The organism is Gemmatimonadota bacterium (genome assembly GCA_016713785.1).
Taxonomy (GTDB): Bacteria; Gemmatimonadota; Gemmatimonadetes; order Gemmatimonadales; family GWC2-71-9; genus JADJOM01.
This window is the reverse complement of record JADJOM010000003.1, coordinates 2,119,927-2,143,669: the sequence shown is the minus strand read 5'-3', so window position 1 is coordinate 2,143,669 and position 23,743 is coordinate 2,119,927. Positions and strand designations below refer to the sequence as shown.

17 protein-coding genes are annotated in these 23,743 nt (G+C 72.8%); 5 read left to right on the top strand and 12 right to left on the bottom strand.

Annotated elements, in window-relative coordinates; translation table 11 throughout:
* Positions 1 to 27: 27 nt before the first annotated feature.
* Together IPJ95_17660 and IPJ95_17655 are read right to left on the bottom strand one after the other, a co-directional pair.
* Positions 28 to 1,221 (bottom strand): hypothetical protein, encoded by a 1,194-nt coding sequence (locus IPJ95_17660; protein MBK7925430.1) that lies wholly within the window; start codon positions 1,219 to 1,221, stop codon positions 28 to 30.
* A 193-nt stretch (positions 1,222 to 1,414) separates the two neighbouring features.
* A complete protein-coding gene (locus IPJ95_17655; GenBank protein MBK7925429.1) occupies positions 1,415 to 3,958 on the bottom strand; it encodes a protein kinase in 2,544 nt (847 codons plus the stop codon).
* Positions 3,959 to 4,109: 151 nt separating this feature from the next.
* Between IPJ95_17655 and IPJ95_17650 the strand changes: the two genes are divergently transcribed.
* On the top strand, positions 4,110 to 5,846 hold the full coding sequence (locus IPJ95_17650; GenBank protein ID MBK7925428.1) for an aminotransferase class V-fold PLP-dependent enzyme: 1,737 nt from the start codon (positions 4,110 to 4,112) through the stop codon (positions 5,844 to 5,846).
* Position 5,847: 1 nt separating this feature from the next.
* Here the strand turns inward: IPJ95_17650 and IPJ95_17645 are convergent, their stop codons facing one another.
* Positions 5,848 to 6,390 carry a spore maturation protein gene (locus IPJ95_17645; GenBank protein ID MBK7925427.1) on the bottom strand — a complete coding sequence of 181 codons (543 nt, stop codon included), beginning with the start codon at positions 6,388 to 6,390 and terminating at the stop codon, positions 5,848 to 5,850.
* Positions 6,391 to 6,393: 3 nt separating this feature from the next.
* Positions 6,394 to 7,377 (bottom strand): nucleoside recognition protein, encoded by a 984-nt coding sequence (locus IPJ95_17640; protein ID MBK7925426.1) that lies wholly within the window; start codon positions 7,375 to 7,377, stop codon positions 6,394 to 6,396.
* Between the two features lie 120 nt (positions 7,378 to 7,497).
* On the opposite strand from IPJ95_17640, the gene IPJ95_17635 reads away from it, so the two are divergent.
* Complete coding sequence (locus IPJ95_17635) at positions 7,498 to 8,388, top strand: PDZ domain-containing protein (protein MBK7925425.1); 891 nt, start codon at positions 7,498 to 7,500, stop codon at positions 8,386 to 8,388.
* Positions 8,389 to 8,457: 69 nt separating this feature from the next.
* On the opposite strand, the gene IPJ95_17630 is transcribed toward IPJ95_17635, so the two are convergent.
* From IPJ95_17630 to IPJ95_17620, 3 genes are all read right to left on the bottom strand, one after another.
* Entirely contained in the window at positions 8,458 to 9,225 is a 768-nt protein-coding gene (locus tag IPJ95_17630; GenBank protein ID MBK7925424.1) for a TonB family protein, read from the bottom strand.
* A gap of 78 nt (positions 9,226 to 9,303) precedes the next feature.
* On the bottom strand, positions 9,304 to 10,728 hold the full coding sequence (locus IPJ95_17625; GenBank protein MBK7925423.1) for an AarF/ABC1/UbiB kinase family protein: 1,425 nt from the start codon (positions 10,726 to 10,728) through the stop codon (positions 9,304 to 9,306).
* Positions 10,729 to 10,772: 44 nt separating this feature from the next.
* Positions 10,773 to 11,639, bottom strand: coding sequence for a serine/threonine-protein phosphatase (locus IPJ95_17620; protein MBK7925422.1), 867 nt, complete (start codon positions 11,637 to 11,639; stop codon positions 10,773 to 10,775).
* 93 nt (positions 11,640 to 11,732) lie between these two features.
* Between IPJ95_17620 and hrpB the strand changes: the two genes are divergently transcribed.
* Positions 11,733 to 14,249, top strand: coding sequence for an ATP-dependent helicase HrpB (hrpB, locus tag IPJ95_17615; protein MBK7925421.1), 2,517 nt, complete (start codon positions 11,733 to 11,735; stop codon positions 14,247 to 14,249).
* A gap of 44 nt (positions 14,250 to 14,293) precedes the next feature.
* Here the strand turns inward: hrpB and IPJ95_17610 are convergent, their stop codons facing one another.
* A complete protein-coding gene (locus tag IPJ95_17610; protein ID MBK7925420.1) occupies positions 14,294 to 15,184 on the bottom strand; it encodes a hypothetical protein in 891 nt (296 codons plus the stop codon).
* Between the two features lie 382 nt (positions 15,185 to 15,566).
* On the opposite strand from IPJ95_17610, the gene IPJ95_17605 reads away from it, so the two are divergent.
* Positions 15,567 to 16,223 (top strand): YceI family protein, encoded by a 657-nt coding sequence (locus tag IPJ95_17605; protein MBK7925419.1) that lies wholly within the window; start codon positions 15,567 to 15,569, stop codon positions 16,221 to 16,223.
* On the opposite strand, the gene IPJ95_17600 is transcribed toward IPJ95_17605, so the two are convergent.
* On the bottom strand, positions 16,220 to 17,383 hold the full coding sequence (locus IPJ95_17600) for an alanyl-tRNA editing protein (protein ID MBK7925418.1): 1,164 nt from the start codon (positions 17,381 to 17,383) through the stop codon (positions 16,220 to 16,222). The genes IPJ95_17605 and IPJ95_17600 overlap by 4 nt on opposite strands.
* A complete protein-coding gene (locus IPJ95_17595) occupies positions 17,380 to 18,231 on the bottom strand; it encodes a serine/threonine protein kinase (protein ID MBK7925417.1) in 852 nt (283 codons plus the stop codon). Before IPJ95_17595 ends, IPJ95_17600 begins: the two co-directional genes overlap by 4 nt.
* Positions 18,232 to 18,513: 282 nt before the next feature.
* On the opposite strand from IPJ95_17595, the gene IPJ95_17590 reads away from it, so the two are divergent.
* The gene (locus IPJ95_17590; protein ID MBK7925416.1) at positions 18,514 to 20,892 is read left to right on the top strand and encodes a transmembrane domain-containing protein; all 2,379 of its coding nucleotides are present in this window, start codon (positions 18,514 to 18,516) and stop codon (positions 20,890 to 20,892) included.
* An 80-nt stretch (positions 20,893 to 20,972) separates the two neighbouring features.
* Here IPJ95_17590 and IPJ95_17585 read toward each other — a convergent pair whose 3' ends face one another.
* Both IPJ95_17585 and IPJ95_17580 read right to left on the bottom strand, forming a co-directional pair.
* Positions 20,973 to 21,437: a response regulator gene (locus IPJ95_17585; GenBank protein MBK7925415.1), complete on the bottom strand. Its 465-nt coding sequence runs from the start codon at positions 21,435 to 21,437 to the stop codon at positions 20,973 to 20,975.
* Positions 21,438 to 21,580: 143 nt separating this feature from the next.
* Positions 21,581 to 23,674 carry a hypothetical protein gene (locus IPJ95_17580; GenBank protein MBK7925414.1) on the bottom strand — a complete coding sequence of 698 codons (2,094 nt, stop codon included), beginning with the start codon at positions 23,672 to 23,674 and terminating at the stop codon, positions 21,581 to 21,583.
* Positions 23,675 to 23,743: the final 69 nt, after the last annotated feature.

Here is a 23,743-nt window from a genome sequence, read left to right as displayed (position 1 = left end):
CGGCGGCGTGTACGGAGGGGACCGCGATCAGGGCAGGGTGGCGGTGAAGCTCAGCCCGTTGCGCGCGATGCCGCTGCCGGGGATCGGCGTGCCGGTGGCGATCACGGTGTTCGGCAGCGCGCCGGGACCCAGCACCCAGCCGCCCAGCCGCGCGATGCCGTTGGCGTCGGTCACCTGCATGGCGCCGCTGACCGACCCCTCGCTGCCGGCGGGCACGGAGAACGTGATGCTGATGCCCGGCACCGGCCGGCCGCTCGGCGTGATGATCTGCACCGCCGGCAGCAGGTTGGCCGGCATCGGGGTATTGGGCGTGCCAGGCACCGAGCGGAACGACGCGGCGTCCATCGTGGTCAGGGTGTCCACCGCGCCGAAGGGGCTGAAGTTCCTGGTGGTCCCGCCCAGGCAGCAGGTGCCATCGGCGGAGACGTCGCCGGTGCTGGCGAGCCCCGTGCAGTCGAGGAAGGCCGGCGCGGCCTTGGGCAGCAGCTCGAAGCCGGTCCCGCCCAGGTTGTGGCCCAGCTTGAGCCGCCCGTAGTCCACGGGGGCGAAGGTCCCCAGCTGGCAGGCCCCCACGATCACGTCCTGGGTGAAGCTCACCACCGGCGACACCTGGAACTCGTAGTAGGCGGGGTACTGGTCCAGCGCCGTGTTGAGCGGGTTCGGGGTGTCGGGCAGGCGGTAGACCGCGAGCACCGTCGTGGCCGGCGTCGCCGCGGCCGGCAGGGCAACCCCCGCCTGCGCGCTCGGAGTCACCACCGTCTGGGCGGGCGTGGTGGGACCGATGACCGCCACCACCCCGTCGTCGCCCAAGGCGCCGATCGGGATGTGCGGCGAGGCGAGCCCCACGTAGCAGTAGAGGTTGTCGACGAAGCTCACCACGGTGGCCTGGGTAGTGGCGCCCTGGTCGCCGATCAGCAGGTGGGCGTAGTAGTTCTTGATGGTGTAGTCCACCAGCGCCAGCATCTTGGCCTGGGCGGTGGGCAGGTCGGGCTGCTTCACCGACTTCTGGATCTGGGTGATCCAGGTGCTGGCCTCACGATTGAGCTTCCCGGCGGGGAACAGCGCGTTCACCTGGAGGCGCAGGGCGTCGATCGTGGTGCAGGCATTGGCCACCACCGCGCCGCGCGGCAGGGCCAGGCCATCGGGGCCCGACGGCGCGTCGCCGGAACAGGACAGGAGCAGGGCGAGACCGGCGAGGGCCGGCAGGGCGAGGGGACGCATGGGGGAATGCCTCGGGTGATCGGGAAGGAATCCGGAACTTTTGATGCAGGATATGTGCGCGGCATCACCGATCGGGGTCACGATTCGGTCAGCGCCATAAGCCCTTGCTGGTATTTGCTTTACGGTACTCGCCCCAGGCGGCGCTCGGCCCCGTCGAGCCCCCCGATTGCAGGGATACCACAGCAGGTGATGATCAGGCCCCACCAACCAGCTGCTTGAACCCCGGGTCCGTCGCCAGCTCCCGGAACCACCATCCCGGGTCCTCGGCCAGGTCCTGGGCCCGCCCCGGATTGGCCACCAGATAGGTCCGGAGCGCGTCCAGGGCCGCCTGGTGGTCGTTGAGCAGGGTGTAGACGAAGGCACCGGTGAGCATCAGGTCACGGGTGGGATCGAGCGTCGCGTCCCCGCGCGAGCGCGCCACCAGGTGCCGCGCGCTGTCGGCCTGCCCGGCCCGCGCCAGCACGGCGGCCACCAGCATCTGCCCGTTCAGTCGTTCGTACTCGCGCCCCCCCTCGGGGGTGAGTTGCACCAGGGTGTCGGCCAGCGCCCACGCCGCCGCCGGCGCCGGGTCGGTGGCCTTCATGGTCTGCAGGACCAGGCGACAGTAGACGAACTTGGCGTCCGCGGGGTACCGCCGGCGGCCCTCGTCGCACCAGTGGGCCACCTTGAGGGCGTCGCCCAGGTCGTAGGCGGAGAGGAACAGCCGCTGCAGGATCTTGTCGGCATTGCCGAGGAAGGCGTCCGCCTCGAAGGCGCGTCGCGCCGCGTCGTACACCTCGACCGAGGTGCGCGCCCGGGTGTAGAGGTGGGACAGCGTGGCCCACGCCCCGGCCTGCTGCGGGTTGAGCTCGGTGGCCTTTTCCAGGTTGGCGCGGGCGCTGTCGAGCAGCGCGCGGGCCCGCCCCGGGTCCTGTTCCAGCCCGAGCAGCAGGCGCCAGTAGCGGAGGTTGCCCAGCGTCTCGAGCGCGTCGGCGCTGGCGCCGTCGATCCGGAGCGCGCGCGCCGCCTCGGCCATCCCCTGGTCGATGACGCGGCTGGCGCGGAGCGGGTCGTCCCCGAGCTGCCGCGAGCGGCTGTACAGCAGCTGGGCGCGCAGCACCACCGGCTCGGCCCATTGCGGGTCGAGCGGCTCGGCCTGCGCCAGCAGCGAATCGGCCACCCGGTACTCGCGGCCCATGCCCGCGGTGTCGCCCTGCGCGGCGAAGGCCAGCCCGCGCCGCCGCGCCTGCTCCGCCCGCTGCACCAGCGACCAGGCGTTGACGTCGCGGGTGCCCTCCCGGCTGGTCCGGAGGCGGATCTCCTCACCCAGCTGGCTGCGGATCAGGCGGGCGGCCTCGCTGGCGAGCGAGTCGCGCAGCGCGAGCGGGTCGCCGCTGCCGGCCTCCACGGTGGCGCGGTCGAAGTCGGCGCCGCTGTTCCCATCCACCAGCCGGAGCCCCACCGCGATCCGCCCCCCGGTCTGCTCCACGGTGCCCACCACGAGGGTCCCGGCCTGGAGCGCCCGGGCGATGCTGTCGCGCGCGGCGCCCGAGCCCCGGAACTGCTCCACGCCGCCCCGCGACACCACCGAGAGGCCCTGCACCCCGGAGAGCGAGGTGATCAGCGCATCGGTGAGGCCGTCGGCCAGGTAGCCCAGCTCGTGGTCCCGGCTCAGGTCGTCGAAGTAGAGCACCGCCACCCGGTGCGGGTCGAGCCCGCCGGCGGTGGTGCGCGCCCCGCCGGGCCGCCCCATGAGGTACCAGCCCAGCCCGCCGAGTCCGAGCGCCAGCAGCGCGCCACCGATCCCGAGCGCGAACAGCGAGCGCTTCTTGACCGTCACCGTGACGGAGCCCGCGGGCGGGGTGCGCACCGCGCGGCGGGTGGCGGTGACGCGGGAGGCGGCGTAGCGGGTGGCGGTGCCACCGGCGGGGGCGCCGAGCAGTTCGGCGAACTGTGCCGCGGTCTGGGGCCGGTCGGCCACGACCTTGTTGAGCGCGGCCATGATGGCGTCCTCGACCTGGTCGGGGACGGTGTCGCGCACCACCTGGATGCTGGGCACCTGCTCCATGGCGTGCCGGGCCATGATCTGCCGGGCGTTGCTGCCGGAGAAGGGCGGGTGCCCGGCGAGCATCTCGTAGAGCACACAGGCGAGGGAGTAGATGTCGCTGGTGGGGCCCACGGTGTCGCCGACCGACTGCTCGGGGCTCATGTAGAGCGGGGTGCCCACGGCCATCCCCGTCTCGGTGAGCTTCTGGCTGCTGCCCGCCTCGGTCACCGCCCGCGCGATGCCGAAGTCGGCCACCAGGGCGTGGCCGCCGGAGAGCATGATGTTCTCCGGCTTGATGTCGCGGTGGACGATGCCCAGCATGTGGGCGTAGCCCAGCGCGTCGGCCACCTCCAGCGCCACGTGGACGGCGAAGTCCACTGGCAGCATGTGGTCCCGCTCCAGCCGCTCCCGCAGCGACTCCCCGTACACGAACGGCATGACGTAGTAGAGCAGGCCGTCGGCGTCGCCCGAGTCGAACAGGCCGAGGATGTTGGGGTGCTGGAGCTTGGCGGCGAACTTGATCTCGCGGTCGAAGCGCTCCGGCCCCAGAGTGGCGGCGAGCTCCGGGTGCAGCACCTTGATCGCCACCTCGCGGTCGTGCTTGAGGTCGGTGGCGAGGTAGACCGTGGCCATGCCGCCGCGCCCCAGCTCGCGCTGGATCCCGTAGCGGTCCTTGAGGGCTGCCTGGAGCTTGGCGAGGGTGTCGGACACGGCACCGTGTGAGGGTTCGGGACGAGGGCGGGGCAACCTTTCAATAATAGGCCACGCCGGAGACGGGGGCCAGCAGTCCCGGCGCACTCCGGGCTTCCGCCCCGGGGGGTGGCATCGGTACCTTCGGCCGACCCCACCCAAGGGACCGCGCATGTCCGGGTCGTTCCCGCTGCCGCCGCATCCGCTCATCGACACCATCGGGTCCTCGGTGGTGGGGGCAGATGCCGCTGTCCAGACGCCGTTCGGTCTGCGCCGGGTGACCTACGCGGATTACACCGCCTCGGGCCGGTCGCTCGGGTTCGTCGAGGACTTCCTGCGGGAGCACGTGCTGCCGCTGTACGCCAACACGCATACCGAGACCTCCGGCACCGGGCGGCAGACCTCGCGGTTCCGCGAGGAGGCGCGGGAGATCATTCGCGCCGCGGTGGGTGCCACCCGGGCAGAGCACGCGGTGATCTTCGTGGGCTCCGGCTCCACGGGTGCGGTCGACCGCCTGGTGAACATCCTGGGGCTCCGCCTCCCGGTGGAGCTGGCAGAGCAGCTCGGCCTGCAGGCGCGGATCCCGCCGCACCGGCGCCCCGTGGTCTTCGTGGGGCCGTACGAGCACCACTCCAACGAGCTGCCGTGGCGCGAGTCGATTGCCGATGTGGTGGAGATCGGGGAGGACGCCAACGGCGCGATCGATCTGCTGGAGCTGGAACGACGCCTCGAGGAGTACCAGGACCGCCCCCTCCGGATCGGGAGCTTCTCGGCGGCGTCCAATGTGACGGGCGTCATCTCCGATACCTCGGCGATCTCGTCCCTGCTGCACCGGCACGGCGCGCTCTCGTTCTGGGACTTCGCCGCCTCCGCGCCCTACGTGCAGGTCGAGATGCGCTCGCCCACGGCCCATGGCACCGACTTCAAGGACGCGGTCTTCCTGTCGCCCCACAAGTTCATCGGCGGGCCGGGGACGCCCGGGATACTGGTGCTCCGTCGGGACATCCTGCGGAACCGGGTGCCCGGCGTGCCGGGTGGCGGCACGGTGCAGTACGTGAACCCGGAGGGGCACCGGTACCTCGAAGATCCCGAGCACCGGGAGGAGGGTGGCACGCCGGCGATCATCGAGTCGATCCGCGCGGGGCTGGTCTTCCAGCTGAAGGAGGTGGTCGGGATCGAGGAAATCCGCCGACGGGAAGAAGCGTTCATCCGCGGCGCGATCGCGGCCTGGTCGGCCAACCCGCGGCTGCAGATCCTGGGGCACCCGGACGCCGAGCGGCTGTCGATCGTTTCCTTCGTGGTGCACGCCCCGCCGGTACTGGCGAACGGCTCCGCCCGCTACCTGCACCACAACTTTGTCGTGGCGCTCCTCAACGACCTGTTCGGCATCCAGGCCCGGGGAGGCTGTTCCTGCGCCGGGCCGTACGGGCATCGGTTGCTGGGGATCGATCTCGAGACGAGCCATCGGTTCGAGTCCGTCATCACCCAGGGGTGTGAGGTGATCAAGCCCGGCTGGGTCCGGGTGAGCTTCAACTACTTCATCGCCGAGGCGGAGTTCCGCTTCCTGCTGGACGCGGTGGACCTGGTGGCCCGGGAGGGCTGGCGGCTCCTTCCGCAGTACCACTTCGCGGTGGAGACCGGGGTCTGGCGCCACGCCACCATCACCCCCGAGCCGCCCATGACGCTGGCCGCGATCCGCTATGAGGACGGCCAGCTCCGGTTCGACGGGCGGCACTACCGGGAGCCGATCTCGCGGCTGGCCGCATATCTCGAGGAGGCGCGACGCGTCCTCGGGGCGGCGTCCCGTGCCCCGGGGCCCCCCGATCGGGGCGGGGGCCAGGCGCCACTCCCCGAGGCCGCCGAGCAGCTGCGGTGGTTCGTGCTGCCGACAGCGGCGGCGGCCGTCTAGCTCAACCGAACAGCCAGCGCACCACGTACACCGCGAAGAACATCGCCGAGATGTCCGCGATCAGGCCCGCGGGCACCGCGTGGCGGGTCTTGCGGATGTTCACCGCCCCGAAGTACACCGCGATCACGTAGAAGGTCGTCTCGGTGGAGCCGAACATCGTCGCCGCCATCTTCACGATCAGCGAGTCCTCGCCGTACTGCTTGATCAGGTCCAGCATGATGCCCGCCGACCCGCTCCCCGTGAGCGGCCGCACGATCCACATCGGCAGCGTCTCCGGCGGCACCCCGAGGGGCGCCAGCACCGGCCGGAGCCCCTCCACCAGGAAGTCCATCGCCCCCGAGGCGCGGAACATCCCCACCGCGAAGAGGATGGCCACCAGGTAGGGGATGATGTTCACCGCCACCTGGAAGCCCTCCTTGGCCCCGGCCACGAACTCCTCGTACACCGGCACCCGCCGGTACAGCCCGTAGAGCGGGAATCCGATGATGATCAGCGGGATGATGAACACCGCCAGCACGTCGAGCCCGGCGCGGAAGGCTTCCATGGCTCAGCCCTCCCCGGTGGCGGGGGCGCGCATCGGGTCGCTCTCGCGGTAGCCGCGGAGCCGGCCCAGCAGCTTCACGGAGGCGATCCCCACCACCAGCGACAGTCCGGTGCACAGCAGGATGGAGAAGAAGAGCTGGTTGATCTGCAGCCCCATGATCGCCACCAGCAGCACCGGCGGCACGATCTGCACGCTGGCGGTGTTGAGGGCGAGCAGCATGACCATCGAGTTGGTGGCGGTGTCCTGCTTCGGGTTGAGCTTCTGCAGCTCCTCCATGGCCTTGATGCCCATGGGGGTGGCGGCGTTGCCCAGCCCGAGGACGTTGGCCGAGAGGTTGAGCACGATGAACCCGAGGGCCGGGTGCCCCTTGGGGATCTCGGGGAAGAGCGGCCGGAAGACCGGCTCGGCCACCCGTACGATGACGTTGATGAGGCCCGCCTTGTCGGCGATGCGGAGCATGCCGAGCCACAGCGCGATCACCCCGACCAGGCCCAGGGCCAGCGTCACGGCGGTCTTGGCGAACTCGATGGCCGCCTTGCTGATGGCCACCATCTTCACGAACCGCACCGGGGTGAAGGCGACCGACGCCGGCGCGAGCGTGTCACCGGCCGCCGCGGCGAGCGCCAGGCGCCCGCGCAGGTCGTTGTCGCGCTCGGAGGTCATGCCCCGGATGGTGGCGAGCGGCTCCGGCAGCGTCGCGTCCTTCGCGAAGCGGAGCTCGCGGCCGTCGGCGTTCTGCAGCAGCTCCCCCGGATAGTCGGGGGCCAGCGCGAGCGCCCGGCCGTAGTGGCCGGCCAGTGTGGCGCTGTCCAGCCGCACCCGCACCGGTACGCTCCGGGCGGCGGGGTCGTAGCCGCCCGGGAAGGCCAGCGCCACCGGCACCGGCTGTCCGTTGCGGTAGGTGTCGCGGGAGAGTTCCCCCACGTCGGTGACCAGCGCGAACACGAGGCTCAGGATGATGAGCCCGGCCCAGATGTAGTTGAGCATGCGGGGGTGGGGAGAGAGGGTGACGCAAGGTAGGTCCCCGGCCGGGCCCGGGGGAGGGGGCTGCGACCCTTCCCCGGCCCCCCGCATCCCTTCCGGCGAACCCTGCTCACTGGAGCCACCATGCACCGCCGCTGGTCCGGGACCCTCGTCGTCCTCGCCTCGCTCGCACCGGCCTTCGCGCCGGCCACCCCGCTCGCCGCCCAGGAGCACGACGACGGCCCCATGCGGGTCTACAGCTTCACCGCCGGCCGTCCCCGCATCGGCGTCACCGTCGACATGCGCGCCGGCCGTGACAACGACAAGCTCGGCGCCACCGTCAAGGAGGTGACCGACGACGGCCCCGCCGACAAGGCCGGCCTCAAGGCGGGCGACATCATCACCCGGTTCCACGGCGTGTCGCTCGCCGGCGCGAGCGGCGACGACGAGGGCGGGCCCGGCGCCCGCCTGGTGGAGCTGGCCGGCAAGCTCGAGCCCGGCGACACCGTGGACGTCGAGTACCGCCGCGGCGGCGACAGCCGGAAGGCGAAGATCATCGCCGCCGACCTCGGTGGGGTGAACCTGGCCCGCGGCTTCCGCTTCGAGATGCCCGAGATGAACGAGATGCGCCTCGGCCCCGGCGAGATGCCCCGGATGATGCTTGACCACGGGCCCGGCGACGTACGGGTCTTCATGCGGCGCGCGGACGGCCTGGAGCTGGCCGAGCTGAGCCCCGAGCTGGGCGAGTACTTCGGGACGAAGGAGGGGATCCTGGTCCTCCGGGCGGCCGCCGACGGCTCGGAACTCCGCGCCGGCGACGTGATCCTCTCGATCGACGGCCGGGTCCCGACCTCCGAGGCGCACGCCCGCCGGATCCTCGGCAGCTACGACACCGGCGAGACCGCCAAGCTCGAGATCATGCGCAAGCAGAAGAAGCAGACCCTCAGCTGGAAGGCGCCGGAGCGGGAGCGCGACTTCCAGTGGAAGACCCCCGCGCCCGCCACCCGCGGCCGGGTCCGGGTGGAACGCAGCTGAGGCCCCCCCCCCCCGCCGCAGCGACGAAGGCCCGCACATCCGTGCGGGCCTTCGTGCGTCGGGGGGGCGTCAGTTGCTGGTGAGGGCGAACCGCACCGGCCACTTGCTCAGCTGGCGCACCGGGTGGCCGCCGTAGCGCGCCGGCTCGAACCGGGCCTGCAGCACCCCTTCCTTGGCCGCCGTGCCGAACGCCTCGTGGGTCTTCTCCAGGACCTCGAGGCTCGCCGGCTCCACCCGGCCCAGGGTGTCGATCACGAACTGGATCACGGCGCGTCCCGGCACGCCGGCGTCGAGCAGGATGGGCGGGAAGCGGAACTCCGGCCGCTCGACCAGCTCCGCCGGCACGAACCGGACGTCGCGGGTCTCGGCGCTGTAGAGCAGCTCCGCGATCTCCGCCGGCGGCTGGTCGGCCGGCCCCTTGCCGCCCACCACGCCCCAGCCCACGCCGCCTTCCACGCCACGCCCGGTGAAGTCGCGCGCGTCGATCGCGCGCATGTTCGGGTCCACCGGGGGGATGTCGGTGGGGATGGCGCCGATGGCATCGATCACCTGGAAGCCGCGGGCCGGAGGATTGGTGGTGATGATGAGGGCGCCTTCGCTGCCGCCACCCCCGCGGCCCCCGCCGCCCGGGTGCGGGCTCCGGTCGACCTGCGGGGCCGCCAGCCGTGGCAGGAAGACGAGCGTGGTGTCCGCCACGATCTCCCGGACCGTCTGCACCGCGGTATGGGTGGTGAGGATGACGAGGAACAGCAGGCCGGTGTGGAGGGTCGTCGAGGTCGCAAGTTCGGCGAAACCTGCCTGTCGCCGGGGATTCGAGGCCACCAGCACGTCCAACATGGCCGCCTCCCGTTGGGGCTCGGAGGGACCATAGCACCGGGGGGGTGACCGGGCGGTGACGCCCCCCTGAAGGTTCCTTCAGCGCTGCTTCACCCCCAGGAAGATCTTCTCCCCCACCAGCAGCTTGAGCTCCTCGCCGGCCCGGCGGAGAATCCCGCCCGCGCGGCTCAGGAAGTCCCCGAATTCCCGGGTCCAGTCGGCGGCGCGGGGGGCCTCGCCGTCGGCCAGGGCGGCCAGAATCTGGGGGCGCAGCTCGAAGAGGATCGGCGTGGCCACCAGCAGCGGGTTGAAGGTGGCGTCGTAGCAGGTGCCCAGCCCCTCGATCAGGGCGGCGGTCCGGGCAAAGTAGACCAGGTCGCCCGGGAGGACGATGGGCCAGTCGTACATCTCGGAGAGCAGCTGCTGGCTCAGGTACTCGATCCGCTCGGTGGCGGTGGTCCGGCGGTCGGCCAGCGCGAGCATGGCGTCGGCGAGGGCGCGGATCCGGGCCCGCTCGGTGCCGGGCTCCACCATGCCCAGGGCGAAGAAGCCGTCGACCACCCCCTCGGGATCGCGGCGGATCGAGGCGAGGGCGGTGTCGAGGATCTGGCGGCGCCGGGCGCGGCTCACCTTGACGACCATCCCGAAGTCCACCAGCACCAGGGCGCCGTCGGGGGCGAGCAGGACGTTGCCGGGGTGCGGATCGGCGTGGAACAGGCCGTCCATGAGCATCATCCGGATGTAGAGCTCGAGCACCCGGCGGACCACCGTATCGGGCTGGATCTCCCCGCGGGCGATGCGGTCGTGCAGCTGGTCCACCCGGTCGCCCTCGCAGTACTCGAGCACCAGCACCTGTTCCCGGATCATCTCCTCGATCACGCCCGGGATCCGGATGCCGCGGATGCCCGCGAAGCGCCGGCCGAACTCCATGGCGTTGGCGCCCTCGAGCCGGAAGTCCATCTCCTCGTGGATGCGGAGGGCGAACTCCTCGACCGCGGTGCGCAGCCCCCGCAGGTGCGGGTGGTCGAACCAGCGGGTGGCCACCCGGAGGATCCGGCGGGCGGACACGATGTCCTGGTCCACCAGCTCCGCCACGCCCGGGCGGAGCACCTTCACCGCCACTTCCTTCCCCTGGTAGCGGGCCCGGTGCACCTGGCCCAGGGAGGCGGCGGCGATCGGCTGGGGATCGAAGAACTCGAACAGCTCGGTGTAGGGCCGGCCGTAGCTCTCGAGGATGACCCGCTCCACCTCGCCGAAGGCGATCGGCGGCACCCGGTCGGTGAGGGTGGCGAACGCCCGGGCGTAGGGCTCGGTCAGGAGGTCGTTCCGGCCGGCGAAGACCTGGCCCATCTTCACGAAGGTGGGCCCCAGCCGGCCGAGGGCGGCCACCATCCGATCGGCGCGACGGGTGTGGAAGGCGGGTGACCGGGTGACCGGGCCCCCGAAGTACAGGAACCGCCGCTGGTCCCGGACAAGGCTCAGGGTCAGCGGCAGCAGTTCCCGCAGGATGGTCAAGGTGCGCATGGTCTGTCCGCGGGTACCCGCCCACCGGGCGCGGGTTCCCTCCGTTACGGCTGAGCGGGACGGCGCAGCCGTCCAACGATCAGGGTGGTGTTGTCGCTGCCACCGCGCTCGAGCGCGAGGGCGAGCAGTTCCCGGGCGGTGGCCTCGGCGCTGGTGGAACGCAGCAGCGCCTCACGAAGTTCGTCGTCGGTGACGTGCTTGGTGACCCCGTCGCTGCACAGCAGCATGACGTCGTCCCAGCGCACGTCGGTGGCGAGGGTGAACGGCTCCGCCCGGGTGGCACCCAGCGCGCTGTAGAGCACGTGCTTGAGGCTGGAACGCTCGGCCTGGTCCTCCGAGAGCGCGCCGGCGTCGACCATGGCCTGGGCCATGGTCTGGTCCCGGGTAAGCAGCTCCAGCTTCCCCTCCCGCAGCCGGTAGCACCGGCTGTCCCCGACGTGCACGAGGTAGCCGCGCGGCCAGCGGATGCAGACCATGGTGAGCGTGGTGGCCATCCCCGCGCGCTCCTCGTCACCCTCGCCCGCGGCCCGGACCGCCTCGTGGCTGCGCTGCACCGACCGCACCAGGTCGGCCAGGAAGACCGGCTCCACGTCGGGATCCATCTGCACGTACAGGTCCATCATGCGCAGCACGTAGTCCACGATCGCGCGGAGGGCGGTCCGGCTCGCCTCCTGCCCGCCCGGCACCCCGCCCACGCCGTCGGCCACCAGGAACACGAACCCCCGCGAGGGGCTGCGCAGCTCGCCCAGCGACTCCTCCGGCAGGCTCGACTGCAGCACGTTCATGGTCTTGTGGATGCTGCCCACCAGGAAATGATCCTGGTTCTCGGTCCGGACGCGCCCGGGGTGCGACACCCCGAAGACGTCGATCTGCTCGCTGTGCGGGCGTTCCGGCGTCAGGGCTTCGGTCACGGCAACCTCCGGGGACGGGTCAGATCTCCCGGGAAGGTATGTCGGCCGGGAGATGCATCAAGCGGGTGGGACGCTATCCTTTAACGCGTGCCCCTGCCCGTCCTTCCCATCACCCCGGTCCTGCCCGACCTGCGCCGCGCCCTGGCCGACCGCGGACTGGCCGTCCTCCAGGCGCCTCCCGGGGCCGGCAAGACCACCCTCGTCCCCCTCGACCTGCTGTCCGCGCCCGGCCTGGCCGGGCGGAAGATCCTGCTGCTCGAGCCCCGGCGACTGGCCGCCCGCGCCGCCGCGCGCCGGATGGCCTCCCTCCTCGGCGAGCGGGTGGGCGAGACGGTGGGCTATCGGGTGCGTCGCGACACCGCGATCGGTCCCCGCACCCGGATCGAGGTGCTGACCGAGGGCATCCTGACCCGCATGGTGCAGCACGACCCGGAGCTCGCTGAGGCCGGTATCGTCATCTTCGACGAGTTCCATGAGCGGAGCCTGCACGCCGACCTGGGCCTGGCGCTGGTGCTCGAGTCGCGCGCGGTGCTGCGGCCCGACCTGCGGCTGCTGGTGATGTCGGCCACCATCGACGGCGCCGCGGTGGCCACGCTGCTGGGTGGCGCGCCGGTGCTCACGAGCGAAGGCCGGAGCCACCCCGTCACCACGCGCTACCTGCCGCGACGGCCCGACACGTGGGTGGAACCGGCCACCGCCGCCGCCGTCCGCCAGGCCCTGGCCGAGGAGCCCGGCGATGTGCTGGTGTTCCTGCCGGGGCAGGCGGAGATCCGGCGAACGGCAGAGCTGCTCGCCGAGGAAATCGCCGCCCGCCCCGGGACCGACCTCTACCCGCTCCACGGCCTGCTCTCCGGCGAGGCGCAGGACGCGGCGATCCAGCCCAGCCCCGCCGGCCGGCGGAAGGTGGTGCTCGCCACCGCCATCGCCGAGACCAGCCTGACCATCGAGGGGGTCCGGGTGGTGATCGACAGCGGTCTCTCGAGGGTCCCGCGGTACGCGGCCCGCTCCGGGATGACCCGGCTCACGACGGTGCGCGTCTCGCGCGCCTCGGCCGACCAGCGGCGGGGCCGGGCCGGCCGCACCGCGCCGGGCGTCTGCTACCGGCTCTGGGCCGCGGGCGAGGACCAGGCGCTGCTCCCGCGCGCCACGCCCGAGATCCTCGAGGCCGACCTCGCGCCCCTCGCGCTGGAGCTCGCCGCCGCCGGAATCGCCGATCCCGCCCGCCTCACCTGGCTCGACCCTCCACCGGCCGGCGCGCTGGCCGAAGCGCGCACCCTGCTCGCGGAGCTCGGCGCCGTCGATGGCGCCGGCGCCATCACCCCGCACGGGCGCCGCATGGCCGCGCTCGGCACCCATCCGCGGCTGGCGCACCTGCTCCTCGCCGGGGCAGCGCGCGGCGCGCTGCCCGAGGCGGCCCGGCTCGCCGCGCTGCTCGAGGAGCGTGACATCCTGCGCGCCCCGCCCGGCGAGGGCGACCCCGAGCTCCAGCTCCGGCTCGACCTGGTGGCGCAGCGCGACACCCCCGCGATGGTCCACGGCCTCACGGTGGACCGGGGCACGCTGCAGCGGGTGCGTGCCGAGACGCGGGAATGGGAACGCCAGCTGCGCGCCGAGGCCGGCGCCGGGGGGAGCGGCGGGGGCCCCGCCTCGGTGGGCGCCCTGCTGGCGCTCGCCTACCCCGATCGCGTGGGGCTGCGGCGCGCGGGGCAGGGGGGTCGGTTCCTGCTCCGGAACGGGCAGGGGGCGTTCACCACCGCGCCGTCGCTGCTGCTGAGCGAGTGGGTGGTGGCCGCCGAGCTCGACGGCAACCCGCGCGAGGCGCGGATCTGGCTCGGCACCGCGATCGAGCGCGCCGAGGTGCTCGCGCTCTTCGCCGACCAGGTGACCGCCGAGGATGCCGTCTCGTGGGATCCCCAGGCCGACCTGCTGCTGGCGGTCCGGCGCCAGCGGCTGGGGGCGATCGTGCTGGAGGAGAAGCCGCTGCGTGACCCCGACCCGGCGCTGCTCCAGGCCGCCGTCGCCGGGCAGGTGCGCCGGGAGGGGCTCGGCCGGCTGCGGTGGGACCCCGCCGCCGTCGAGCTGCGGCAGCGGCTGGCGTTCTGTCACCGGCACCTCGGCGGCAGTTGGCCGGCGGTGGACGATGCCGTGCTGCTCGAGCGGCTCGAGGACTGGCTCGGCCCGCTGCTCGGCGCGGTGCGCCGGCGCGCGGATCTCGACCGCCTGGACCTTGGTGCCGCGCTGCTCACGCTGCTCGGCTGGGAGGAGCGGCGGCGGCTCGAGGCGGTGGCCCCGACCCACCTCACCGTGCCCACCGGCTCCCGCGTCCGCGTGGACTACGCCGACCCGGCGGCCCCGGTGCTGGCGGTGCGGCTGCAGGAGGTGTTCGGGCTGGAGGAGACGCCACGGGTCGGCGGCGGGGCGGTGCCGGTCACGATGCACCTGCTCTCGCCGGCGCACCGGCCGGTGCAGGTGACCCGCGACCTCGCGGGCTTCTGGCGCACCAGCTATTTCGACGTGCAGAAGGACATGAAGGGCAGGTACCCGAAGCACCACTGGCCCGACGATCCGCTGGACGCGGAACCCACCCGGCGGGCCAAGCCGCGGCGATAGGGCGGCAAGGCGTGACCGCCCGGCCGCCCTGCCGCCTTGCCGCCCTAGCGCTCCACGACAATCAGGTACCGGCTCGGTTCCCAGAAGCGGTCCGCGTCGCCGATGGCGATCCGGTCCTTGACCGTGCTGCGGTCGCCGACCCACGAGGTGAGGTGGGCCAGGTTCTGCCGCGACACGATCCGGTACTTCTGTCCCACCCGCGGCAGCGGAATCTCGTGGATCGCCGCGCGGTCGATGCTGGTGAACTCGCCCAGCGGCAGGTCCCGCGCCGGCGACACGCCGCGCCGCCCCACCAGCGGGATGGCGCGATGCCCATCCTCCACCAGCACGCCCTTCTGCAGCAGCTCCTCCCGGGTACCCACCACGAAGTACGCGGTGTTCCGGTCGTCGGTCAGGTGGCGGACGCTGTCATCCAGGGTGAGCGCCACGGTGGTGAGCGCCTCGACCTGGGTGGTGAGCGCCGTCACCTGCTCCCGCTGCTGGCCCACGATCTCCACCAGGTCGGTGATGGTGCTCTTCGCGGCGGTCAGCCCGGTGCCGAGGCTGTCGACCGCCCGGGTGAGGCGGCGGGCCCGGCGCTCGCTCTGCGCCAGCTGGGTTTCCGCCGCCTTGAGGCGGCCGGTCAGGGCCTGCACCCGCTCCAGCACGATGGTGCGGGTGTCCTTGGTCACTTCCAGGGCCGGGGACTCCGGCTGCCCCGGCCGGGGCTTGGGCGCCGACGTCGCCAGTTCGGCCTCGAGGTCGGCGAGGAGGCGGGCATTTGCCGCGACCTCCAGGAGGAGGCTGTCGCGCTCGGCGCCGAGGCTCAGCTCCTGCAGCTGGCGGTCGAGGCCCGCGGAACGCGGGGTGGCGGGTTCGGAACGGCACGCGCTGGTGACCAGGATCGCGGTCAGGAGCCACGCGCCGCCCGTGGTGGGGCCGTAGATGGCACGCATGGGAGGTACTCGCTTTCGGTGTGGGACTGCACGCACTCCCCGAGTCGGGTGACTGGCTTCCCGTCGCCCCGGCCGGCGGCTCGGGTGCCGCGCGGAGGGACGCCGTGTCTCCGCCCTGGGGGGCGGGCCGGTGGGATAGGGGTGCCTCGGGAACATGCGCGCGGCGATCCAGCAAGGGGACGGCGCCATGATAGGGGGCGGAGATGGAGCGGCCTAACAACTTGGATGACGTTTTCCCGTCCGCTCCATGACAAGTTTCCATGAAGCCGGTGTGAACCGCGTCACATCCCCCGCCCATGCCCGCTTCCGGGGACGGCGCGCATGTTGCCGCCGAGCCTGTGCGGCGAACCGATCAATCCAAGGGAGTGGAACGATGCGTGGGATGGCGAGGAAGCTGGTACTGGTGGCGCTGGCGGGGCTGCTGCCCCTCGGCCTGGCGGCCCAGGCGGCGCAGCATCCGGACACGGTCCGGGCCAACGCCCGGGGCCAGACCCAGGGCCGCACCTTTACCCGGCAGCCGGCCGGGACGGCGTGGCGGGTGGACCCGACCCACTCCGAGGTGGGATTCCGGGTCCGCCACCTGCTGGGCCGGGTCCGGGGGCAGTTCACCGAGTGGTCGGGGGTGATCGTCACCCGCGGGACGGACTGGCAGAAGGGCACGGTGAACATCGTCATCCGCAGCCGGAGCATCGATACCAATAATGATGGGCGGGACGCCGACCTCCGCTCCCCCCGCTTCTTCGCCACGGACAGCTTCCCGGAGATCACCTTCGAGAGCACCGGGATCGTGGCCGAGGACAGCAAGTTCGAGATGAGCGGACTGCTGACCATCAAGGGGCACACCCACCCGGTGGTCTTCCGCGGGCAGTACCTGGGGCTCGGGCCGGACCAGAACGACAAGGAACGCATCGCCTTCGACGGCACCGCCGTCATCAACCGGCACGACTACGGCATCACCTGGAACCAGGTGGTCGATCGCGGCAGCCTGCTGGGGGATGAGGTGGAGCTGGAGATCGCCGTGGAGGCGGTCCGGAACTAGCCGGCGAGCGTCCGCACCACCTGCGCGAGCAGGTCGGACGAGGGGGCGGTGCCCTGCGCGACGCGGGCACTGCCCCCGCCGCGTCCCCCCACCTCGGCGAGCAGCGGCTTGAGCCGGGCCCCCGCATCGACGCCGGTGTCGGCGGAGGTGGCCAGCAGTACCGTCGGCGGACTGGCCAGGGTCCCCACCACCAGCACACCCGGCCGGGCTATCAGCGCCTGGGCCAGGCCACGCAGGCTCTCGAGGCTCCCCGTCTCGGCGAGGAGGATGGTGCGGCGGCCCGCGGCGTCCGGCGCGGCCGCGTGATACAACTCACCGGCGCGGTAGCCGTGCAGCGCCTCCTCGAGCTTCCGTCGTTCGGCCTGGGCGGCGGAGAGGTCGCCCCGCTGCTTCTCGAGCACCGCCGCAAGGTCGTCGATCCCCGCGGAGCAGTGGGCGGCGATGCCCGAGAGGAGGTCGAAGTCCGCGCGGGCGCGGGCCACCGCCCGGCCGCCGCAGCGGAACTCCAGCCGCACCTGCTGCTTGACCCGCTCCACCCCACGGACCACGATCGGCCCGACCTCGCCGGTGGCGCGGACGTGGGTGCCACCGCAGGCACTCCGGTCCAGCCCCTGGATCGTCACGATCCGGAGCAGTCCCTCCCGTTCCGAGGCCTTTCGCAGGCCGCTGGCCGTCGCGGCCTCCTCGAACGCCACCGAAAGCGGCCGGTTCTCGGCGACGATGGCGTTGGCCCGCGCCTCCGCCTGCCGCACCTGGTCCGGGGGCAGCGCGCCCGCGTCGAGGTCGAGGGTGGCGTACACGGCGCCGAAATGGACGCTCACCGTGCGGTACCCGAACAGCTCCTCCAGCACCGCCGAGAGGAGATGCTGGCCGGTGTGCTGCTGCATGTGGTCGAAGCGGCGGGACCAGTCGACCTCGCCGGCCACGTGGTCGGCCGCGAGTGGCGCGGCGAGGCGGTGCACGATCGTCTCACCCTCGTCCAGGACGTCGAGGACGGGGATGCCGTTGAGGGTGCCGAGATCGTGGGGCTGGCCGCCGGAGGTGGGGTAGAACGCGGTGCGGTCGAGCACGATCCGCCGGCCATCCTCCGCCCGGCCCTGGACCGTCCCCTCGAACCGTGTCAGGTAGCTGTCGGTGTAGTAGAGGCGCTCGGTGCTCACGCCCGAAGGCTAATGGCCGCGGGCAGGGAGCTGAAGTCCGTGACAGGCCCCGGGGTGAGGACCTCCGCCAGGCGCCCGGCTGAACCGTAGCGGTCCGCCGGGAGCGCGGCGGTGGCGACCGCCACGGCCTCGTCCAGCCACGCCGGGATGCCTGGGACCCACCTGGCCGGCCGATGGCCATCGGCGGCGGGGAGCGGTGGCCGGCTGGGGTCCTGCCGGACCGGGAGGCGCCCCGTCAGTCCATAATAGAGGCACATGCCGAGGCTGTAGACGTCGGCGCGCGCGTCCGCGGCCTGGCCCGAGATCACCTCCGGCGCCTGGAAGTCGCGGCCGCTTCCCGCCGGCGCCCCCGCGCCGGCCGAGCCGAAGTCGGCGAGGCAGGCCCGGGTCTCGCCCCCGATCAGGATATTGCCGGGTGAGACGTGGCGGTGGAGGATCCCGCGGCGGTGGGCCGCGCGCAGCGCCAGCGCGATACCACGGCCCACCGCCGAAGCCTCGTCGCTGGTCAGCGGCCCGCGCTCGACGACCCGGCGGCCCAGATCGAGGCCCTGCACGTGGTCCATGACCACGCAGCTGAGCTCCCCCTCCTCGAAGCAGCCGTGCACCCGCACGATGTGGTCGTGCGCGATGTCCCAGGCGGCGAACACCTCCCGGCGCAGGCGAGCCTGCTCCTGCGTGGCCAGCCGGACCACCCGCACCGCCACCTCGGTGGCGCGCTGGGTGTCGAAGGCCAGGTAGACCGTCGCGGCGCGGCCGCGACCGATCTCCCGCTGCAGCCGGAAACGTCCGGAGAGGAGGGTGCCCATCGGCAGGACGAAGGCGGGACTGTTGTGGTACTGCGACACCATGCAATTCCCCGTGAGAGGCGCGGGATGCGCGGCGCTGCGCTGGCGATCCCGGGCGTACGTGAAAGACTGGCAACGCGTGGGCCACCGCACGGGCGGGGTGAACGCCAGCGTCCCTGGGTGATGCGGGTCACGCGGGCGGGGCGACCAGCAGTGCTATCCTGCAGAAGGGTGTCATGGGATCTGACACCGACCAGTTCCTCCGGATTGTGCCGCGGCCCCCGGGCGCCGATGATTGCCCGAGTCCCGGCCGTCCCGCTCCCCGATCATTGAGGGTCCCCCGAAATGCGACAGCTCCCCGGTCGCTTCGCCATTGCATTCAGCCTGCTGGTGATGGGCTGCGCCGCCGAGTCCACCGGGCCGGGCGGCGGGCCGCCGGTCGGTGACCTCAAGGCCTGGTCCGATCCGGCCACCTGGCCCTCGGGGCAGGTCCCCGCGGCCGGCGATTCGGTGGTGATCCCCGTTGGCCTGGCGGTGGAACTGGACCAGAGCCCCCCGGCGCTGCACAGCCTCACCGTCAACGGCGACCTGGCGCTCGGCACGAACGACGTGGCGCTCACGGCCGGCTGGATCCTGGTCAACGGCAGCTTCACCGCCGGCAGCGAGCAGAACCCCTATACCCACCGCGCGCTCATCACCCTGACCGGCACCGCCGGCAACCCGGACGTGAGTGGCGTCGGGAACAAGATGATCGGCGTGTCCGGGCGGCTGGAGCTGCATGGCGAGACGCGCGGGGGGTGGACCCACCTCGATGGCACCGCGCCCCAGGGCGCCACCAGCGTGACGCTGGTGCGGAACCCCGGCTGGCGGGTCGGCGACCGGATCGTGCTCGCCTCGAGCGACTACAACCAGAGCCGCGCGGAAGAGGCGGTGATCGCGGCCGTCAGCGGCCGGACCCTCACCCTGGCGGCGCCGCTGGCCCGGGAGCACTTCGGCGAGGTGCTCACGGTGAGCGGGGTGTCGCTCGACGAACGGGCGGAGGTGGGGCTCCTGAGCCGGAACATCACCATCCAGGGCGACACCGGCGCGACGCCGGGCTTCGGGGGGCACATCATCGTGCTGTCCGGCGCCACGGCGCATGTGGAGGGCGTCGAGCTCTTCCAGATGGGCCAGCGGGGCAACCTGGCGCGCTACCCGATGCACTGGCACATGGCCGGGGACGTCACCGGCCAGTACCTGCGGAACAGCTCGGTCTGGCGCACCTTCAGCCGCTGCGTGACCGTCCACGGCAGCGACAACGCGGCGGTGCAGGACAACGTCTGCTACGACCATACCGGGCACGGCTATTTCCTCGAGGACGGCGGCGAGAGCGGCAACCTGATCGAAGGCAATCTCGGCCTCACCAGCCGGGTGCCGCAGGGCGCCGATCGCCTGCTCGCCTCGGACGCCACCCCGGCCACCTTCTGGATCACCAACCCCGACAACACCATCCGCGACAACGTCGCGGCGGGGTCGGCCGGGTTCGGGTTCTGGTGCGCCTTCCCGGCGTCGCCCACCGGGCTCTCCACCGGGCAGCCCGACCTCCCCCGCACCACGCCGCTGCGCGAGTTCTCGGGCAACGTGGCGCACTCCAACCACAACGGTGGGCTCTTCGTGGATGACGGGCCTCTGCCCGATGGCACCACCGAGGTCACCAACTACGAGCCGCGGGCGGTCCCCTCTGACCCGAACTCCGCGCCGGTGCTGGCCGACTTCACCGGGTTCCGCGCTTACAAGCACTACTTCCGCGCCGTCTGGCTCCGGGGCACCTACCTCCGCCTTTCCCACGCACTGCTGGCCGACAACGCCATCGGCGCCACCTTCGCGGCGTACGAGACCTCGGTGACCAGCAGCACGTTCATCGGCCAGTCCGGCGCGATCGCCCAGCTGCCCTCCGGCAGCTACCTGCGCGGCTACGAGTTCTACGACGGCCGGGTGTGGGCCGACCAGGTCACCTTCATCAATTACACCGCCGCCACCACCGTGCCGGCGAGCGCGCTCGGCTACAACCGGACCAACGCCTTCCCGATCAACCCGCGCAACTACGCGGGGGGGATGACGTTCGTGAACGCCACGCCGGTGTTCCTGGAGAACCCGCACGCCGACAAGGACGGCGACAAGTCGGCCGTCTTCCTGGACCAGGACGGGGCGGTGACCGGCAACGCGGGGCGGTGGGTGGTCGCGAACACCCCGATCCTGCTCTCCCCGGGCTGCGCCTTCCAGGCCGCCTGGAACGCGCACGTCTGCACCAGCCGCTTTGCCAAGCTCTCGGTGGGAAGCGGGGCGTCGGAGCCGGTGGCGCCGCTCACCGTCACGCGGGACGACGCCGTGGCGCTCGACCTGAGCGGCACCGGCAACGGCACCGACCACGCCGCCCTCTCGGTGCTCCCGGCGCGTGGCTACGCGGTGACCTGGTCGGCGGCCACGCCCGCGCAGCCGCGGTTCTACCTGGACAACGCGCAGGCCGGTGACGCGGTGACCCTGTCGCTGCCCTATGCGGCGGCTCCCGGCCAGGTGATCCGCGACTACTGGGCGGGGAACCCGATGTCCGCCGCGGGCTCCCTCGCGGAGCTCCTCGCCTCGGCCGGCGACAAGTTCTTCTATGATGGCGCCACCGGGCGGCTCCACCTCAAGCTGGTGGTCATGGCCGACCGGGACTGGGCGACGCTGTTCGTGAAGCCCTGACGCGCCCGTGCCGCCCGAAACGCCAGAGGGGCACCCGTCCGCGGGTGCCCCTCTGGCGTTGCGCGCGCCGGCGGCGTCGCTCAGGCCCCGAGTTCGAGCGCCGGGCCGAGGATGCCGACGCCGTCCGGCGCCGGGAGGTCGAGGACGGCCTGGACCAGGCCCAGGAGTTCCGCCGGAAGGAACGGCTTGGCGAGGAACCGGGTGGGGCCGGGTGTCTCGACAGCCAGGCGCGCGTTGCGCGGCTCCCCGGAGACGAACAGCACCGGGAGCTCGGGCCAGGTCTCACGCACCCGCGCCGCCAGCTGCCCGCCCTGGATCCCGGGCATCTGGACGTCGGTGACCAGCAGGTCCACCGGGATGTGGGTGCCCTCGAGCAGCCGCAGCGCATCCTCGCCGTGCTCCGCGACGATCACGCTGAAGCCGGCGCGCTCCAGCACGCGGCGCATCGCGGCGCGGGCGGTGACGTCGTCGTCCACGACGAGCACCTGCACCGGGAAGAAGGTGCAGCGGAAGGCGGCGATGAGTTCGTCGAGCGACGCAGGCATGGGCAGGGCGGAGTCAGGGTGAATCGCGAGGAGGGCCCAAGTTGTCGCGCGACAGAATCGCCGTCAAGCCGCGCGGTGCGCGACTTGACGGAGCGAAGTTGTGGATTCTGTGGAGGGCTGTGGAAAGCTGTGGATAAGGGCGATCACTGCGCCGCGGGGAAGCCCTCGCCCAGCGCGCGCAGCAGCGCGGTCACCGTGTAGGGGCGGGCATTCTCCGGCTGCGCCCGCCAGGTGCCCATCCGCTGGTCGACCCAGGTCCGGATGCTCAGGTAGCGCGGCACCGCGCCGGTGGCGGTGAAGGCGATGCGATCCCCCTTCACCGTGTACTGCCCGTCGGACGCGGCCAGCAGGTCGAGCCCTTCGCTCACCTGGGCCACCATCAAGTCGGTAAGCTGGGCCACCTCGGCGGGCTCCGCGGCCGTCTGGCGCGCCGACCAGGCGCGCAGTTCCTCCGCCGGCCAGCGCTGGGCCCGCTGCGACGTCAGCGCGCTGTCCTCGTAGGCCTGCCCCAGGCGCGCCAGGCGGGAGCGGTACTGGCGGAGCGCGTCGGCGCCGGCGCCCCACGCGGTGCGGGCACGCGCGGCACCATCCGCGGTGCGGAGCCGCTCGGGGGTAAGCAGGTCCCGGAAGGCGCCGAGCCGGCCGGTGAGTTCCTCCTGCAACTGCGACTCCGCGCGCACCAGCCGCCGCGCCAGTTCGCTCGGGGCCACGGCCGCCGCGCCGGGTTGGGCGGCGGGAAGGTCCCCACCGATCGACAGGCTCGCGGCGCCGACATCCACCTCAGGCCGGAAGTTGGGCCGCGCCGCGGCGATGATCTCGTCCTTCGGTTCCTCGACCGCGCTGTCGGGCGTCGGGACGGCGCCCGCAGGAGTGCGGCCCGCGCTGCCGGCGAGCGGCCTGGGGGGCACCGACACGGCCGGCGCCCCGACCAGCGGGGTCGTGGTGGCGCTCTCGGCGGGGGCACTCGACGCGGGGCGGGTCACCGGCGGGGGGGCGGGCGTGTCGCCCGTGCCCCGGGCCCAGGGCTTCCAGGCCGCCACGGCGACGCCCAGCACCAGCACGAAGGCGCCGGCCCCGTAGAGCATGCCGGTGCGAGCCCGTGCGCCACCTGCCGCCGCGGGCGCGACCGGCGCCAGCGCCGGCTCGGTGAGCAGCGAGGCGTCGGGAATGTCGAGATCCACCTCCGCCACGGCAGGCGGCGGGGGGACGGGTGCCGCGGGCGCGGCCGGCTTGAGCGTCGCGAGCCGGGGCGCGGAGGTCTTCAGGGCCTCGAGCCGAGGTGCGGAGGCGCGGGCGGGCTCCGGTGTGGGCGCTACCGGCTCCGCCTTGGGCTGGGCCACGGGGGCGACGGTCTCGACCTGCTCCGCCGTGGGCGCGGGTTTCGGCGCCGGCTTCACCACCTCGAGCCTCGGTGAGGAGGCCCTGGGCTGCGGCGCCGGGGCGGGTGCGGGCTTCGGCGGCTCCGGCCGGGGCGGTTCGGCCACGGGGGCAGAGGCGGCCGGACGCACCGTAGTCTCGACCTTGGGCGGGGCGGGCGGAGCCGGCGGCGGGGCGACGGCCACGTTGCTCGCCGCGGGCAGCGGTGCATCGAACAGCAGGTCGAGATCCTCGGCCACGGTCCGGTGCCCGGCGGAGTTCCGCACCGGCGACTCGATGCCACCATCCATCACCAGGAACTGGATCTCGGTGCCGTGCTGCGGATGCTGCGGGGCGGGCGTCGGCTTGGGCGCCGGCTTCTGCGCCTCGACGATCGTCACGTTCTGCTTCTTGGGCGGCGCCGGCTCACCGAGGTCGATAAACGCGAGCTCCCGGCTCTTGCGCGGCGGGCCAGGAGCCGCGGGCGGCGCCGCAGCCGGAGTCGCCGCGGCCGTGACGGGGGGCCGGTCGGCCACCAGCTGCGGCCGGAGGACGGTCTGCTGGGCGGTGGCCGCGGGACGCGCCGGCTCGGCAGCCTGCGCCCGCGCCTCCGCGGCCTGCGGGGCCGGCGCGACGCGCGGCGCGGGCGCGGGCGGATGGGCAGCCACCGGCGGCGCCGGCGGCAGCGACGGCTCCCCCGAGCCGTTCCAGCCCACCGCGCTCCGGTAGTGCGGGTGACTCTTCACGTCGAGCCAGCGGTTGGCCCGGGTATGGAAGATTTCGTCCTCGGCGTCGACCTCCCCGCGACGGACCGCCGCGTGGAACTCCTCGAGCGAGTTGTAGACCGCTTCGCTCCCTGAAGCTGACCGGATCCGATACATGGCACCCGCCTCCGCACCCCGAGTCGTTGCAAAGCCCTGCTGATTGCGCTTCCTTAAAGCAACAGTTGG